Raw genomic sequence first — 13,601 nt, 5'->3', positions numbered from 1 at the left:
CGCCGGCATGGCCGGGGCATCGCTTGCTGCGCGCCGGGCACACTGCGCCGGGCAATGCGGGGCGGGGCGTGTTTGTGCCTTGCTCCCGCCACACCCCCGGGCCAAACCCGGCTCGCGCCGTGGTTCCGGCCGCGGTCCGCGCATCCCTCGCCTTGCCCTTTCCCGGCCTTCACCGGCCCTTCGTCTGATGCGGATCCCGCGATGCAGGTCTACCTGCCCATCGCCGAAATGTCGGTGGATGCCCTGCTGCTGGTGGGCATCGGTTTCGGCGTGGGCTGGCTCTCGGGGCTGTTCGGCGTCGGCGGCGGCTTCCTGCTCACGCCGCTGCTGATCCTGATCGGCATTCCCGCCCCGGTGGCGGTCGCCTCCGGCGCCAACCAGACGCTCGGCGCCTCGGTCTCCGGCCTCATCGCGCAGTGGCGGCGGAGCAACGTCGACGCCAAGATGGGCGGCGTGCTGCTGGTCGGCGGCGTGCTCGGCTCGCTCGCGGGGGTGCAGCTCTTCGCGCTGCTGCGGCGGATCGGCCAGGTCGACCTCGCGGTCTCGCTGTTCTACGTGGTCGTGCTCGGCACCGTCGGCGCCCTGATGGTCATGGAGAGCCTGCGGGCCATCCGCCGCCGCCGCAGCGCCGTGAAGCGCAAGCTGCACGACCACTTCTGGATGCACGGCCTGCCGCTCAAGATGCGGTTCCGCAAGTCCCGGCTCTACATCTCGGTCATCCCGCCCTTCGTGGTCGGCTTCGCCATCGGCGTGCTCTCGGCGGTGATGGGCGTCGGCGGCGGCTTCATGCTGGTGCCGGCGATGATCTACCTGCTGGGCATGCCGACCTCGGTGGTCATCGGCACCTCGCTGTTCCAGGTCGTCTTCGTCGCCGCCAACGTCACCCTGCTGCAGGCGGTCCAGCTCGGCACCGTCGACATCCTGCTGACCATGCTGCTGCTGCTGGGCGGCGTCGCCGGGGCGCAGTTCGGCGCCGCCATGGGCACCCGGCTGCGCGGCGAGGAGACCCGGGCGCTGCTCGGCCTGCTGGTGCTCTCGGTCGCGCTGAGCCTGCTGTGGGGGCTGCTGCGGACGCCCGACAACCTGTTCAGCAGCGGCCCGGCGCTTTGATCCGCCGCGCCGTCCTGCTGCTGCTCCTGCTGCTGCTGCCGGCCGGCCGCGCGGCGGCGCAGGACGCGCCGCTGGTGGTGGCGCTGTCGCAGACCGCGGTCGAGGTCACCACCGGCTTCACCGGCGCCTCGCTCATGGTCTTCGGCAGCACCGAGACGCCGATCGGCCCGGGCGGCGACGAGATCCTGGTGGTCGCCCGCGGCCCGACCCGGCCGGTGGTGGTCCGCCGCAAGGTGCCGGCGCTCGGCATCCTCTGGGTCAACGGCCCCTCGGCCCGCTTCGCCGGGGTGCCCGGCTTCTACTTCATCGCCGGCACCCGGCCCGCCTGGCAGCTGCTGCCGGAGGAGGAGCGGCAGCGGAACAGCCTCGGCCTCGACAGCCTGCCGCTGACCAGCACCGGCGCCCGCTCCCCGGCCTTCCGCGCCGCGCTGCTCGGGCTCGAGAGCAGCAGCGGCATGTGGGTCGAGGACACGACCGCCATCGAGATCGCCGGCAGCCGGCTGTTCCACGCCCGGCTGCCGCTACCGGCCGCGGTCCCGACCGGCGACTACCGGGTCGAGGTGCTGCTGGTCCGCTCCCGCCGGATCGTGGCGCGGCAGGAGCTGGCCTTCCGGGTGGACCGCGTCGGCACCGCCGACCGCATCGCGACGGTCGCCGAAGACCAGCCTTTCATCTATGGGCTTGCCTGCATCATATTCGCGGCGCTCGCCGGCTGGCTCGGCAGCATCCTGTTCCGGAGGGGTTGATGGGCGAGACCAGGGAACAGCAGGAAGCGGCAAGCAAGCGGGACCGCGTCTTCCTGGTGATGGTGGACGACAGCCCGGAACGCGCCGTGGCGCTCCGCTACGCCTGCCTGCGCGCCCGCAACGGCGGCGGCCGGCTGATGCTGCTGCGGGTCATCGAGCTCGAGGGCATGACCGAATGGGCCGGCGTCGGCGCCATGATGGCCGAGGAACGGCGGGACGAGGCGGAGAAGCTGCTCTCGGGCCTGGCCGCGCAGGTGAACGAGATCACCGGCGGCCTGCCCATATTGATGATCCGCGAGGGCCAGCCGCGCGACGAGCTGCTCGCCCTGCTCGAGGAGGACCCGCGGATCTCGATCCTGGTGCTGGCCTCGGCCGGGGACAGCAGCGGGCCGGGTCCGCTGATCTCGGCGCTGACCGGGCGCTACGCCTCCCGCGTCCGGGTGCCGATGACCATCGTCCCGGGGAACCTCGACGACAAGGAGATGGAGCGGGTCACCTGAGGCGCCGCCCTCCCGCGCGGGGCTTGGCGCCCGGGTCGCGGCGGGTCTAGCTTCCGGCAAAGCCCAGGGAAGGAAAGACCGCCAATGTCCCTCAATGCCCTCAGCGGGCCCCGCATCAAGCAGGCCGGCGATGCCGGCGCGCCCTACGAGACCATCCGGCTCGACAAGCTGACCCCGGTCATCGGTGCCGAGATCAGCGGCGTCGACCTCGGCGGGCCCATCTCCAACCGGCAGATGGACGAGATCCACCGCGCCCTGGCCGAGAACTTGGTCATCTTCTTCCGCGACCAGCACATGAGCCAGGAGCAACACCTCGACTTCGGCCGCCAATTCGGCCCGCTCCACCTGCACCCGGCCGCGCCGAGCGAGCCCGGCCATCCCGAGCTGATGATCATCAAGGCGGATGCCCAGTCGGTCCGCGCCAATGGCGAGGGCTGGCATTCCGACGTCTCCTGCGACGAGGAGCCGCCGCTGGGCTCCATCCTCTACATCAAGGAATGCCCGCCGGCCGGCGGCGACACGCTGTTCGCCAGCATGTACGCCGCCTACGAGGCGCTGTCGGACCGGATGAAGGCCTACCTCGCCGGCCTCACCGCCATCCACGACGGGGAGCATGTCTATCGCGGCATGTTCGCCAACGACGGCGTGGCGGACAAGGCGCGCTACCCGCGGGCCGAGCATCCGGTGATCCGCACCCATCCGGTCACCGGCCGGAAGGCGCTTTACGTGAACAAGGGCTTCACCACCCGCATCCTCGGCATCCCGGTCGACGAGAGCGAGGGCATCCTGCGGTACCTGTACGAGCACATGGAGAACCCGCTGTTCCAGTGCCGCTTCCGCTGGCAGGCCAATTCGGTGGCCTTCTGGGACAACCGCTGCGCCCAGCACCGGGCGATGTGGGACTACTGGCCGCATCGCCGCTACGGCAACCGCGTCACGGTGAAGGGCGCCCGGCCGGTCTGACCCAGCTATGCTGACCCCGCCTGGGCTCACGGATCGCCGCATCCTGCTGATCGTCTCCGGCAGCATCAGCGCCTACAAGGCGCTGGAGCTGACCCGGCTGCTGCGCAAGGCCGGCGCCGCCGTCACCGGCGTGCTGACCGCCGGCGGCGCCCGCTTCGTGACGCGGGAGGCCCTGGCCGGCATCACCGGCCAGCGGGTGCACGACGACCTCTGGGCGGCCGAGGCCGAGATCGGCCATATCCGCCTGGCCCGGGCGCCGGACGCGGTGGTGGTCGCCCCCGCCTCGGCCGACCTGCTGGCCAAGATGGCGAACGGGCTGGCCGACGACCTGGCCAGCACCATCCTGCTGGCGACCCGCGCCCCGGTGCTGGTGGCGCCGGCGATGAACCCCGCCATGTGGGACCATCCGGCGACCCGGGCCAACATCGCCACGCTCCGCGCGCGTGGCATCGGCGTCGTCGGCCCCGGCGTGGGCGCCATGGCCGAACCGGAAAGCGGCCCCGGCCGGCTGGCGGAACCGGATGAGATCCTCGCCGCCGTCGCCGGGCTGCTGGCCCCCGCGTCCCGTGCCCTCGCCGGCCGCCACGCGCTGGTGACCTCCGGCCCGACGCATGAGCCGATCGACCCGGTGCGCTACATCGCCAACCGGAGCAGCGGCAAGCAGGGCCATGCCATCGCCGCCGCGCTCGCCGCGCTCGGGGCCCGGGTCACCCTGGTCTCCGGCCCGGTCGCCGTGCCGGACCCGCCGGGGGTCACCCTCCGCCGCGTCGAATCGGCCCGCGAGATGCTGGCTGCCTGCGAGGCCGCGCTGCCGGCCGACATCGCCGTCATGGCCGCCGCGGTGGCGGACTGGCGGGTGGCGGAGGCGGCGACGCAGAAGCTGAAGAAGGCGCCGGGCGCCGATGCGCCGACCCTGACCATGGCGCTGAACCCCGACATCCTCGCCACCCTGTCGCGCCATGCGCGGCGCCCCGGCCTGGTCATCGGCTTCGCCGCGGAGACCGAGCGGGTGGTGGAGCACGCGGTCGCCAAGCGGCAGCGCAAGGGCTGCGACTGGATCCTGGCCAACGACGTCTCGGGCGATGTCATGGGCGGCGACGCCAACCGCATCCACCTGGTCACCGCGGACGGGGTCGAGGACTGGCCGGAGATGCCGAAGGCGGCGGTGGCGGCCAGGCTCGCCGAGCGCATCGCCACAACCCTGGCGTGAATTGATTCGTCTCAAGACGTCTCAGACTGCTGCGGCGCAAGGAACAGGAAACACTTTTACGCGAGGATGTCTTCAGCGAGGGAGCGATTTCCACCTAGGTGGTTAACCCCCCTCGCACCCCGCCCGCAGCCTCCGCGCCGGAAGCCTGTTCCATGCTCCAGTTCCTCGTCACCCGCCTCCGCCGTTGGCTCTCCTACCGGCCGGAACGCCGCTACATGCGCGGCCACGGCTGACCCGGGGCCGGCCGGGCTCAGTCCTCCAGCACCTCGCGCAGCCAAGCCTCGCCCGCCGCCGGCAGGTTGTGCCAGGCGGCATCCGGCGACACGCGGGTGATGGTCAGGACCACGTCCTCCGCCCCTTCCTTCTTCAGCGCCCGCAGCAGGTGGTCGCGTAGATAGGCCGGGGAGACGCCGGTGGCCACCAGGGTGGCCCGAGGCGTGACGGGCCAGTGCTCGGGCGCAATCTCGAAGATCGCCTCGAAGAATACTTTCTCCGCCGCCGCCGGCGCAGCGCCGAGGTCATGCAGGACGAGGCAAAGCGACATCGCGACAAAGGCTCCTCAGACCGGGTGCAGGTGGCCCACCGTGGCGCCGCCGGCCGCCGCCACCGCCTCGGCGACCAGGGTCCGGTGACAGTGCAGCGGATCAGCCTCGAGGCATAGCAGGCAGATCGTCTCCTGCCCCGCGCGCCGGGTCAGCCCGGCCAGCGCCGCCTGGGCTTCCACCCCGGCCAGGTGCGCCCCGAAGATCCGCCGCATCTCGGCCGGGCGACCGGCCCGCACCGCCGCCCGCCCGGCCGCCGGCGTGCCCAGCGCCCGCAGGTGCTCGTAGCCGATGCCGGCCTCGGCCAGGGCGGCGGCGAGCGCGGTCTTGGCGAAGCCCGGCCGCCGGCTGTTGGCCAGCGCCCGCACGTCGACCAGCGTCCGCACCCCGGCCTCGCGCAGCGCGCCGATCAGCCGCGCCGGCGTCGCCCCCTCGTAGCCGATGGTCAGGATCGGCCGCACCCCCGGGCCTAGCGCGCGATCGCGGCATGCGCGGCGAGGCAGGCCATGTCGAGCAGCTGGGTCACGCTGGCATCCATCGGCACGATCTGCACCGGCCGCGACAGCCCCATCAGCAGCGGCCCGATCGCCGTGCCGCTGGTCAGCCGCGGCACTGCCTTGGTCAGGATATGCGCCGCGTGCAGCCCGGGCATCACCAGCACGTTGGCCGGCCCGGTCAGCCGGCAGAAGGGATAGAGCCGGGCCCGCAGCGCGGGGTCGAGCGCCACGTCGGCCGCCATCTCGCCGTCGTACTCGAAGTCGACCTTGCGCTCGTCGAGCAGCCGCACCGCCTCCCGCAGGCTGCCGGGGATATGGCCCTTGGGATCGCCGAAGGTGGAGAAGGACAGGAAGGCGACCCGCGGCTCGTGCCCCAGCCGGCGCGCGGCGGCGGCGGACTGCACCGCGATCTCGGCCAAGGTCGCCGCGTCCGGCCGCTCGTGGATGGCGGTATCGGCGACGAAGACGGTGCCGGAGACGCGGGCCAGCAGCAGCGTCAGCCCGAACATCACCCCGCCGGGCGCCGGGTCGATCGCGGTGGCGATGCCCTCGAGCGCCACCGCGTAGCTGCGGGTCACGCCGGTGACGACGGCATCGGCATCGCCGAGCGCCAGCATGCAGCCGGCGAAGACGTTGCGGTCCTGGTTCACCAGCCGCTGGCAGTCGCGCAGCAGGAAGCCCTCGCGCTGGCGGCGGGCATAGAGGTACTCGGCGTAGCGGCGGTTGCTGTCCGAGTTGCGCGCGTTGCGGATGGTGATCCCCTCCGGCAGCGGCACGCCGAGGGTCAGCAGGGTCGCCCGGATCCGGTCCTCCCGCCCGACCAGCACCGGCGAGCCGTAGCCGGAGTTGTGGAAGGCGATGGCGGCGCGGATGACCTTCTCCTCCTCGCCCTCGGCGAAGACCACGGTGCGCGGGTTGGCCCGCACCCGCTCGGTGATCAGCTCCATCGCATTGGCGGTCGCGTCCAGCCGCCCGGCCAGGGCGCGGGCATACTTGCCGAGGTCGGCGATCGGCTTGCGGGCGACGCCGCTGGCGATGGCCGCGCGCGCCACGGCGACCGGCACGCGGGAGATCAGCCGCGGGTCGAAGGCATTGGGGATGATGTAGTCCGGCCCGAAGCGCAGCGAGGTGCCGGCGCCGGCGCCGGCGGTGTTCACCTCCTCCGGCACGTCCTCGCGGGCCAGCATGGCCAGCGCCTCGGCCGCCGCCACCTTCATCGCGTCGTTGATGGTGCTGGCCCGGACGTCGAGCGCCCCGCGGAAGATGAAGGGGAAGCCGAGGACATTGTTGACCTGGTTCGGGTAGTCGGACCGGCCCGTCGCGATGATACAGTCCGGCCGCACCGCCTTGGCTTCCTCGGGCGTGATCTCGGGGTCGGGGTTGGCCATGGCGAAGATGATGGGCTTATCCGCCATCGCCCGCAGCATCTCGGGCGTGACCGCCCCCTTCACCGAGAGGCCGAAGAAGCAGTCGGCGCCGGCCATCGCCTGGGACAGGGTGCGGGCCTCGGTATCGACCGCATGGGCCGACTTCCACTGGTTCATGCCCTCGGTGCGGCCGCGGTAGACCACGCCCTTGGTGTCGCACATGATGACGTTGCGCGGCGTCACGCCCATCGCCTTCATCAGCTCGGCGCAGGCGACCGCCGCGGCCCCGGCGCCGTTGATGACGATGGTGGTGTCCTTCAGGGCCCGCCCGGTCAGGTGCACCGCGTTCAGCAGGCCGGCGGCGGCGACGATGGCGGTGCCGTGCTGGTCGTCGTGGAAGACCGGGATGTCCATCAGCTCGCGCAGCCGCTGCTCGATGACGAAGCACTCGGGCGCCTTGATGTCCTCGAGGTTGATGCCGCCGAAGCTCGGGCCGAGGTAGCGGACCGCGTTGACGAAGGCATCGACGTCCTCGGTGTCGATGCAGAGGTCGATGCCGTCGACGTCGGCGAAGCGCTTGAACAGCGCGACCTTGCCCTCCATCACCGGCTTGCTCGCCAGCGCGCCGAGGTTGCCGAGGCCGAGCACCGCCGTGCCGTTCGACACGACGGCCACGAAATTGCCCTTCGAGGTGTAGTCGTAGGCCAGCGCCGGGTCGCGGGCGATGTGCAGGCAGGGCTCGGCCACGCCGGGGGAATAGGCCAGCGACAGGTCGCGGGCGGTGATCAGCGGCTTGGTCAGCCGGATCTCCAGCTTGCCCGGGCGGCCTTCCGCGTGCAGCGCCAGCGCCTCCTCCGGGGTGACCCGCGCGGTGCGCACATCCGCCAGCGAAATGGGGGGCATGGTGCCCTTGTGCGCGTCGTCCATACTCGTCTCGCCCTTCAGTCGGTCCTGGCGGCGCTGCGGCCGCCTCGCGGAAGGCTTCAGTCTCGCAGCCATGCGGCCATAGCGAAAGGCCGCGGGTTTGCGGGTGCGAAGGACGGATGGAAGCCGGGCCGATCCGGGCTAGCTTGCGGCCGATGGACAGCTTGCCCGACCCCGCCCGAGATGCCTCCCAAGGTGCCACACCCCGGGCCATGACCGCCGAGGGCGCCTCCCCGGCCATGGCCCAGTGGTTCGCCGCCAAGGCGGAGAACCCCGATGCGCTGCTGTTCTTCCGCATGGGCGACTTCTTCGAGATGTTCTTCGCCGATGCCGAGGCGGCCGCGGAGGCCCTCGACATCGCCCTCTCCCACCGCGGCGAGCACCAGGGCCGGCGCATCGCCATGTGCGGCGTCCCCGCCCATAGCCATGAGAGCTACCTCGCCCGGCTGATCCGCCGCGGCTTCCGGGTCGCCATCTGCGAGCAGATGGAGACGCCGGAGGAGGCCAAGCGCCGCCGCGCCCCGGCGGTGCATCGCCAGGTGGTCCGCCTCGTCACCCCCGGCACGGTCACCGAGGAGACCCTGCTCGAGGCCGCCCGCCCGGCCTGGCTGCTGGCCCTGGCCCCGCAGGAGGACAAGCTGGGCGCCGCCTGGCTCGACCTCTCGACCGGCGCCTTCGAGACCGAGGCCCTGGCGCTGGCCGACCTGCACGCCCTGATCGCCCGGCTCGAACCCGCCGAGGTTCTGGCCCCCGCCAGCCTCGGCCTTGCCGGCGCGGTGGAGACGTCTCCGCCGCGCGACGGCACCCGCCGCGTGGCGGAGGCCTATGGGCTGGCGACGCTCGATGGCTTCGGCGAATACCACCCGGCCGAGATCGCCGCCGCCGCCATGGCGCTGGACTACGTGAAGGCCACCCAGAAGGCCGGGGCGCTGGCCCACCTCTCCCGGCCGGTGCCGCGCGGCACCCAGGGCGTGCTGCAGATGGATGCCGCCACCCGCCGCAGCCTCGAGATCCTGCGGGCCGAGCGCGGCGGCGCGCGGGACTGCCTGCTCGGCGCGGTGGACCGCAGCATGACCGCGGCCGGCGGGCGCCTGCTCGCCGCCCGCCTCGCCTGCCCGCTGGCCGATCCGGCGCCCATCCTCGCCCGGCACGACGCGGTCGCCGCCCTGCTCGCCGCCCCGGCGCTGCGCGCCTCGCTGCGCGGCACCCTGAAGGGCGCCCCGGACATGGCCCGCGCCCTGGCCCGGCTGGCGCTCGACCGCTTCGCCCCGCGCGACCTCGCCGCGATCCGCGACGGCCTCGCCCGCGCCGGGCTGATCGCCGAGGCGCTGGACCATCCGGGGGGGCTCGACGCCATCCCGCCGCTGCTGCGCGACGCCGCGCGGGCCCTGCGCCCGGCGCCCGACCCGGGACCCGAGCTGGCCAGCGCCCTGGCCGAGAGCCTGCCCGCCCGGCTCGACGATGCCGGCATCGTCGCCGCCGGCTACGACGGCCAGCTCGACGGGCTGCGGCGGCTGCGCGACGACGCCCGCGGCGCCATCGCCGCCCTTCAGCTGGATCTCTGCCAGGCCTGGGGCGTCGCCGCGCTGAAGATCCGCCACCACCAGCAGTTCGGCTACCTCGCCGAGCTGCCCGCCGCCGCCGGGGAGAAGCTGCTGCGCGAGGCCCCGGCCGGGGCAGGCGGCGAATTCGCCCCGATCCATCGCCAGACCATGGCGAACGGCCACCGCTTCACCTGCGCCGCGCTGGCCGGGCTCGACCGCCGGCTGGCCGAGGCCGCCGACCAGGCCGCCCGGCGGGAGAAGCTCGTCACCCGGCACCTGCGCGACCTCTGCCTGGCGGCGGCGGCCGGCATCACCCGCGCGGCGGAGGCCCTGGCCGAGGTGGACATCCACGCCGCCAGCGCCGAGCTGGCCAGCGGCGGCGGCTGGTGCCGGCCGGAGCTGACCGAGCGGCCGGATTTCGCCATCACCGGCGGACGCCACCCCGTGGTCGCCGCCGCTTTGGCTCGCAACCGCTCGGGCGCCTTCGTGCCCAACGACTGCGACCTCTCGCCCGGCCGCCGCATCTGCCTGCTGACCGGCCCCAACATGGCCGGCAAGTCCACCTTCCTGCGGCAGAACGCGCTGTTCGTGGTGCTGGCCCAGGCCGGGCTCTTCGTCCCGGCCGAGGCGGCCCGGCTGGGGCTGACCGACCGGCTGTTTTCCCGCGTCGGCGCCGCCGACGACATCGCCGGCGGCCGCTCCACCTTCATGGTCGAGATGGCCGAGACCGCCGCCATCCTGAACCTCGCCGGCCCGCGATCGCTGGTGGTGCTGGACGAGGTCGGCCGCGGCACCGCCACCTGGGACGGGCTGGCGATCGCCTGGGCGGTGCTGGAGGCGCTGCACGACCGCACCCGCTGCCGGACCATCTTCGCCACCCATTTCCATGAGCTGACGGCACTCGCCGGCAAGCTGCCCGAGCTGGTGCCGGCCACCATGCGGGTGCGGGAATGGAAGGGGGAGGTGGTCTTCCTGCATGCGGTCGGCCCCGGCACCGCCGAGAAGAGCTGGGGCATCCATGTCGCCAGGCTGGCCGGCGTGCCCCGCGCGGTGCTGCACCGCGCCGGGCAGGTGCTGGCCTCGCTCGAGGCCCGGGCGCGCGGCCTCGACCCGCTGTCGGACGAGCTGCCGCTGTTCTCGCGCCCCGCCGCCGGTGTGGCCACGCCTCCGGCACCCGTTCCGGTTGAGCAACACCCGGCCCTGGAGGCGCTGGCTGCCCTCGATCCGGACAGTTTGTCGCCGCGGGAGGCACAGGAGATGATTTATCGTCTCCGCAGCCTCATGGATGGCGCTGTCAACGGCGCATGAGTGGCGTTAGGCTTGAAGATATGACAGCCGCGGCGACCTATCCCGCCCGGGGCTCGGCCCCACGCCCCACGGCGTTGGCCGATGCACCCGGGGTAATCCCCGACCTGATCGCCGACCTCCTGGCGGGCCCGATCCGCCGCGAGGCGGCGCTCGACCTGCTGCGCAGCCATCTCGGCCGGATCCAGGGCCGGGTCCAGGAGGCCTTCGAGACCCAGGAACTGCCGGGCCTGCCGGCGGCCCGCTGGCTGGCGGCGCTGACCGACGGGGTGATGCTGGCGATCCAGAGCTATGCCCTCGCCATGGTCCCGCCGCGCAGCCCGGCCGAGGAAGCGGAAGCGCCCTTCGCCCTGGTCGCCACCGGCGGCTACGGCCGCGGCGTGCTGGCGCCCTATTCCGACATCGACCTGCTGTTCCTGACCGACCAGCAGGCCGGGCCGCGCACCCAGCGGGTGGTCGAGTTCATCCTGTACCTGCTCTGGGACCTCGGGCTGAAGGTCGGGCACGCGACCCGCAGCATCCGCGACTGCATGGAGGAGGCCGGCCGCGACGCGACCGTGCTGACCGCCCTGGTCGATGCCCGCTTCCTGGTCGGCGAGAAGCCGGTCTTCGAGCGCTTCCTGGTCGTGTTCGACAGGTCCAGGAAGGACCGCGGCCTCGCCCCCTTCCTTTCGGCCAAGCGGACCGAGCGGGCCGGCCGCCACGCCCGCTACGGCGACAGCCCCTTCCTGGTGGAGCCGAACGTCAAGGAAGGCCGCGGCGGGCTGCGCGACCTGCAGACCCTCTACTGGCTGGCCCGCTACGCCTTCGGCACCCAGCGCATGCCGGAGCTGGTCGGCGCCGAGAGCCCCGGCGGCGGCCTGCTGACCGAGCACGAGGCCCGCGCCATCCGCCGCGCCTGGAACTTCCTCTGGACCGTCCGCTTCCACCTGCACTACGTCGCCGGCCGGGCCGAGGAACGCCTGACCTTCGACTTCCAGCCGGTGGTCGGCGCCCGCATGGGCTATACGCCGCGCGGCCGGCAGGATGGCGTCGAGCGCTTCATGAAGCACCTGTTCCTGACGGTGCGCGACGTGCTCCGCCTGACCCGGGTGCTGGAGCCGGCGATCGAGCGGGCGGCGCTCGGCCCCCCCGCGGTCCGCCGCCAGGGTGACGCGGCGCTGGCCGAGGCCGGGCTGGCGCTGGCCGACGGCAAGCTGGTGGCGGCGCCGCCGAACCGGGACTTCTCCCGCGAGCCGGTGCTGATGCTCCGCATCGTCAAGGCGGCGCGCGACCGCAAGCTGGAGATCCATCCCCTCGCCATCCGGGCGCTGATCCGCAACGCCTACCATGCGGCCGACCTGCGCGGGCAGCCGGAAGCGAATGCGCTGTTCCTCGACATCCTGACCGGCCGCGACGCCGCGCTCTGGCTGCGGCTGATGAACGAGACGGGCTTCCTCTCCCGCTTCATCCCCGACTGGGCCCGCATCGTCGGGCTCATGCAATTCGACACCTACCACGTGTTCACCGTCGATGAGCACACGATCGAGGCGATCGGCGTCCTGCAGCAGATCGAGCGGAACGAGCTCGCCGAGGTCGCCCCGGTCGCCAGCGAGCTGATCGGCCAGCTGCAGTCCCGCCGGGCGCTCTACATGGCGGCGCTGCTGCACGACATCGCCAAGGGCCGCGGCGGCGACCATTCCGAGCTCGGCGCCCGCATCGCCACCGAGCTCTGTCCCCGGCTCGGCCTGAACCCGGAGGAGACGGAGACCGTCTCCTGGCTCGTCCTGCACCACCTGCTGGTGAGCCAGACCGCCTTCAAGCGGGACATCGAGGACCCCAAGACCATCCTCGACATCGCCGACCTGGTGCAGTCGCCGGAACGCCTGCGGCTGCTGCTGGTGCTGACGGTCTGCGACATGCGGGCGGTCGGCCCGCGGGTCTGGAACGGCTGGAAGGCGACCCTGCTGCGCGAGGTCTACTGGCGGGTGGCGGAGGTGCTGGCCGGCGGGCTCTCGGTGCCGGAGCGCGACGTGCGGGTGGCCCGCGCCCGCGACGCCGCCGGCGCCATGCTGGAGGCCTGGCCGGCGGCGGACCGGGCGAAATTCCTCTCCCTGGGCTATCCCGGCTACTGGCTCTCCTTCGATGCCGAGACCCATGCCCGCCATGCCTCGCTGATCCTCGACGCGGAGGCGGTCGGCGCGCCGCTGACGGTGCGGACCCGGGTGCTCGAATCCCGCGCGGTGACCGAGATCACCGTCTATGCCGCCGACCATCCGGGGCTGTTCAGCCGCATCGCCGGGGCGCTCGCGGTCGCCGGGGCCTCGATCGTCGATGCCCGGATCCACACCCTCACCAACGGCATGGCGCTCGACACCTTCTGGGTGCAGGACGCCGCCGGCGGCGCCTTCGAGCAGCCGCACCGGCTGGCGCGGCTTTCGGTGCTGATCGAGCAGGCGCTGTCGGGCCGGCTGCGGCTGCGCGACGAGATCCGCAAGGTGCGGCGCGAGCCGGCCCGGCTGCGGGCCGTGACGGTGCCGCCGCGCGTGGTCTTCGACAACCACGCCAGCAATACCCACACGGTCATCGAGGTGAACGGCCGCGACCGCCCGGGCCTGCTGCACGACGTGACCGCCGCCATCAGCGACCAGGGCCTGCAGATCGCCAGCGCGCATATCACCACCTACGGGGTGCGGGCGGTGGACGTCTTCTACGTGAAGGACGTCTTCGGGCTGAAGGTCGAGAACGAGCGCAAGCTGCATACCCTGCGGGATGCGATGGAGGCGGCCCTGGCGCCGCCGGCCGGCGAGGGCGGCGCCCCCGCCGCCCCCCGCGCCGCGGCTGACCCGGGCTGAGCGGCCCGTCCTTCCTGAAATAGGGCGCAAACCCGGGATGGCGCCGCGGCGTTGGCTTC

At 73.0% G+C, this 13,601-nt stretch carries 10 protein-coding genes; 7 read left to right on the top strand and 3 right to left on the bottom strand.

All coding sequences use genetic code 11. From position 1 onward, the window contains the following. Positions 1–201: 201 nt before the first annotated feature. The 5 genes from QWZ14_RS10460 to coaBC all read left to right on the top strand — a co-directional run bounded on the left by QWZ14_RS10460 (position 202) and on the right by coaBC (position 4,529). Positions 202–1,110, top strand: a complete 909-nt coding sequence (locus QWZ14_RS10460; protein WP_290316595.1) for a sulfite exporter TauE/SafE family protein — start codon at positions 202–204, stop codon at positions 1,108–1,110. Next, positions 1,107–1,856 (top strand): TIGR02186 family protein, encoded by a 750-nt coding sequence (locus QWZ14_RS10455; protein WP_290316594.1) that lies wholly within the window; start codon positions 1,107–1,109, stop codon positions 1,854–1,856. The genes QWZ14_RS10460 and QWZ14_RS10455 overlap by 4 nt, the downstream gene beginning before the upstream one ends. Next, complete coding sequence (locus tag QWZ14_RS10450; RefSeq protein WP_290316593.1) at positions 1,856–2,356, top strand: universal stress protein; 501 nt, start codon at positions 1,856–1,858, stop codon at positions 2,354–2,356. Before QWZ14_RS10455 ends, QWZ14_RS10450 begins: the two co-directional genes overlap by 1 nt. Positions 2,357–2,440: 84 nt before the next feature. After that, positions 2,441–3,319 carry a TauD/TfdA dioxygenase family protein gene (locus tag QWZ14_RS10445; RefSeq protein WP_290316592.1) on the top strand — a complete coding sequence of 293 codons (879 nt, stop codon included), beginning with the start codon at positions 2,441–2,443 and terminating at the stop codon, positions 3,317–3,319. 7 nt (positions 3,320–3,326) lie between these two features. Then, a complete protein-coding gene (coaBC, locus tag QWZ14_RS10440) occupies positions 3,327–4,529 on the top strand; it encodes a bifunctional phosphopantothenoylcysteine decarboxylase/phosphopantothenate--cysteine ligase CoaBC (protein ID WP_290316591.1) in 1,203 nt (400 codons plus the stop codon). 250 nt (positions 4,530–4,779) lie between these two features. Here the strand turns inward: coaBC and QWZ14_RS10435 are convergent, their stop codons facing one another. Genes QWZ14_RS10435 through QWZ14_RS10425 form a run of 3 tightly spaced genes read right to left on the bottom strand, consistent with a single transcriptional unit; the run spans position 4,780 to position 7,862 of the window. Next, positions 4,780–5,073 (bottom strand): hypothetical protein, encoded by a 294-nt coding sequence (locus QWZ14_RS10435; protein ID WP_290316590.1) that lies wholly within the window; start codon positions 5,071–5,073, stop codon positions 4,780–4,782. Between the two features lie 15 nt (positions 5,074–5,088). Then, positions 5,089–5,532, bottom strand: coding sequence for a DUF488 domain-containing protein (locus QWZ14_RS10430; RefSeq protein ID WP_290316589.1), 444 nt, complete (start codon positions 5,530–5,532; stop codon positions 5,089–5,091). An 8-nt stretch (positions 5,533–5,540) separates the two neighbouring features. Beyond that, positions 5,541–7,862, bottom strand: coding sequence for an NADP-dependent malic enzyme (locus QWZ14_RS10425; protein ID WP_290316588.1), 2,322 nt, complete (start codon positions 7,860–7,862; stop codon positions 5,541–5,543). Positions 7,863–8,071: 209 nt separating this feature from the next. On the opposite strand from QWZ14_RS10425, the gene mutS reads away from it, so the two are divergent. Both mutS and QWZ14_RS10415 read left to right on the top strand, forming a co-directional pair. Beyond that, positions 8,072–10,711 carry a DNA mismatch repair protein MutS gene (gene mutS / locus QWZ14_RS10420; RefSeq protein ID WP_290316587.1) on the top strand — a complete coding sequence of 880 codons (2,640 nt, stop codon included), beginning with the start codon at positions 8,072–8,074 and terminating at the stop codon, positions 10,709–10,711. A gap of 20 nt (positions 10,712–10,731) precedes the next feature. Next, the gene (locus QWZ14_RS10415; RefSeq protein ID WP_290316586.1) at positions 10,732–13,542 is read left to right on the top strand and encodes a [protein-PII] uridylyltransferase; all 2,811 of its coding nucleotides are present in this window, start codon (positions 10,732–10,734) and stop codon (positions 13,540–13,542) included. Positions 13,543–13,601 lie beyond the last annotated feature (59 nt).

The sequence above is a fragment of the Paeniroseomonas aquatica genome (assembly GCF_030409335.1).
GTDB classification, from domain to species: Bacteria; Pseudomonadota; Alphaproteobacteria; order Acetobacterales; family Acetobacteraceae; genus Belnapia; species Belnapia aquatica.
This window is presented reverse-complemented; position numbering and strand designations above follow the sequence as displayed.

Excerpts from the sequence above, each read along its gene's own strand:
- QWZ14_RS10435 (WP_290316590.1), bottom strand. The coding sequence starts at position 5,073 with ATGTCGCTTTGCCTCGTCCTGCATGACCTCGGCGCTGCGCCGGCGGCG.
- QWZ14_RS10425 (WP_290316588.1), bottom strand. The coding sequence starts at position 7,862 with ATGGACGACGCGCACAAGGGCACCATGCCCCCCATTTCGCTGGCGGAT.
- QWZ14_RS10445 (WP_290316592.1), top strand. The coding sequence starts at position 2,441 with ATGTCCCTCAATGCCCTCAGCGGGCCCCGCATCAAGCAGGCCGGCGAT.
- coaBC (WP_290316591.1), top strand. The coding sequence starts at position 3,327 with ATGCTGACCCCGCCTGGGCTCACGGATCGCCGCATCCTGCTGATCGTC.
- mutS (WP_290316587.1), top strand. The coding sequence starts at position 8,072 with ATGACCGCCGAGGGCGCCTCCCCGGCCATGGCCCAGTGGTTCGCCGCC.
- QWZ14_RS10415 (WP_290316586.1), top strand. The coding sequence starts at position 10,732 with ATGACAGCCGCGGCGACCTATCCCGCCCGGGGCTCGGCCCCACGCCCC.
- QWZ14_RS10450 (WP_290316593.1), top strand. The coding sequence starts at position 1,856 with ATGGGCGAGACCAGGGAACAGCAGGAAGCGGCAAGCAAGCGGGACCGC.
- QWZ14_RS10460 (WP_290316595.1), top strand. The coding sequence starts at position 202 with ATGCAGGTCTACCTGCCCATCGCCGAAATGTCGGTGGATGCCCTGCTG.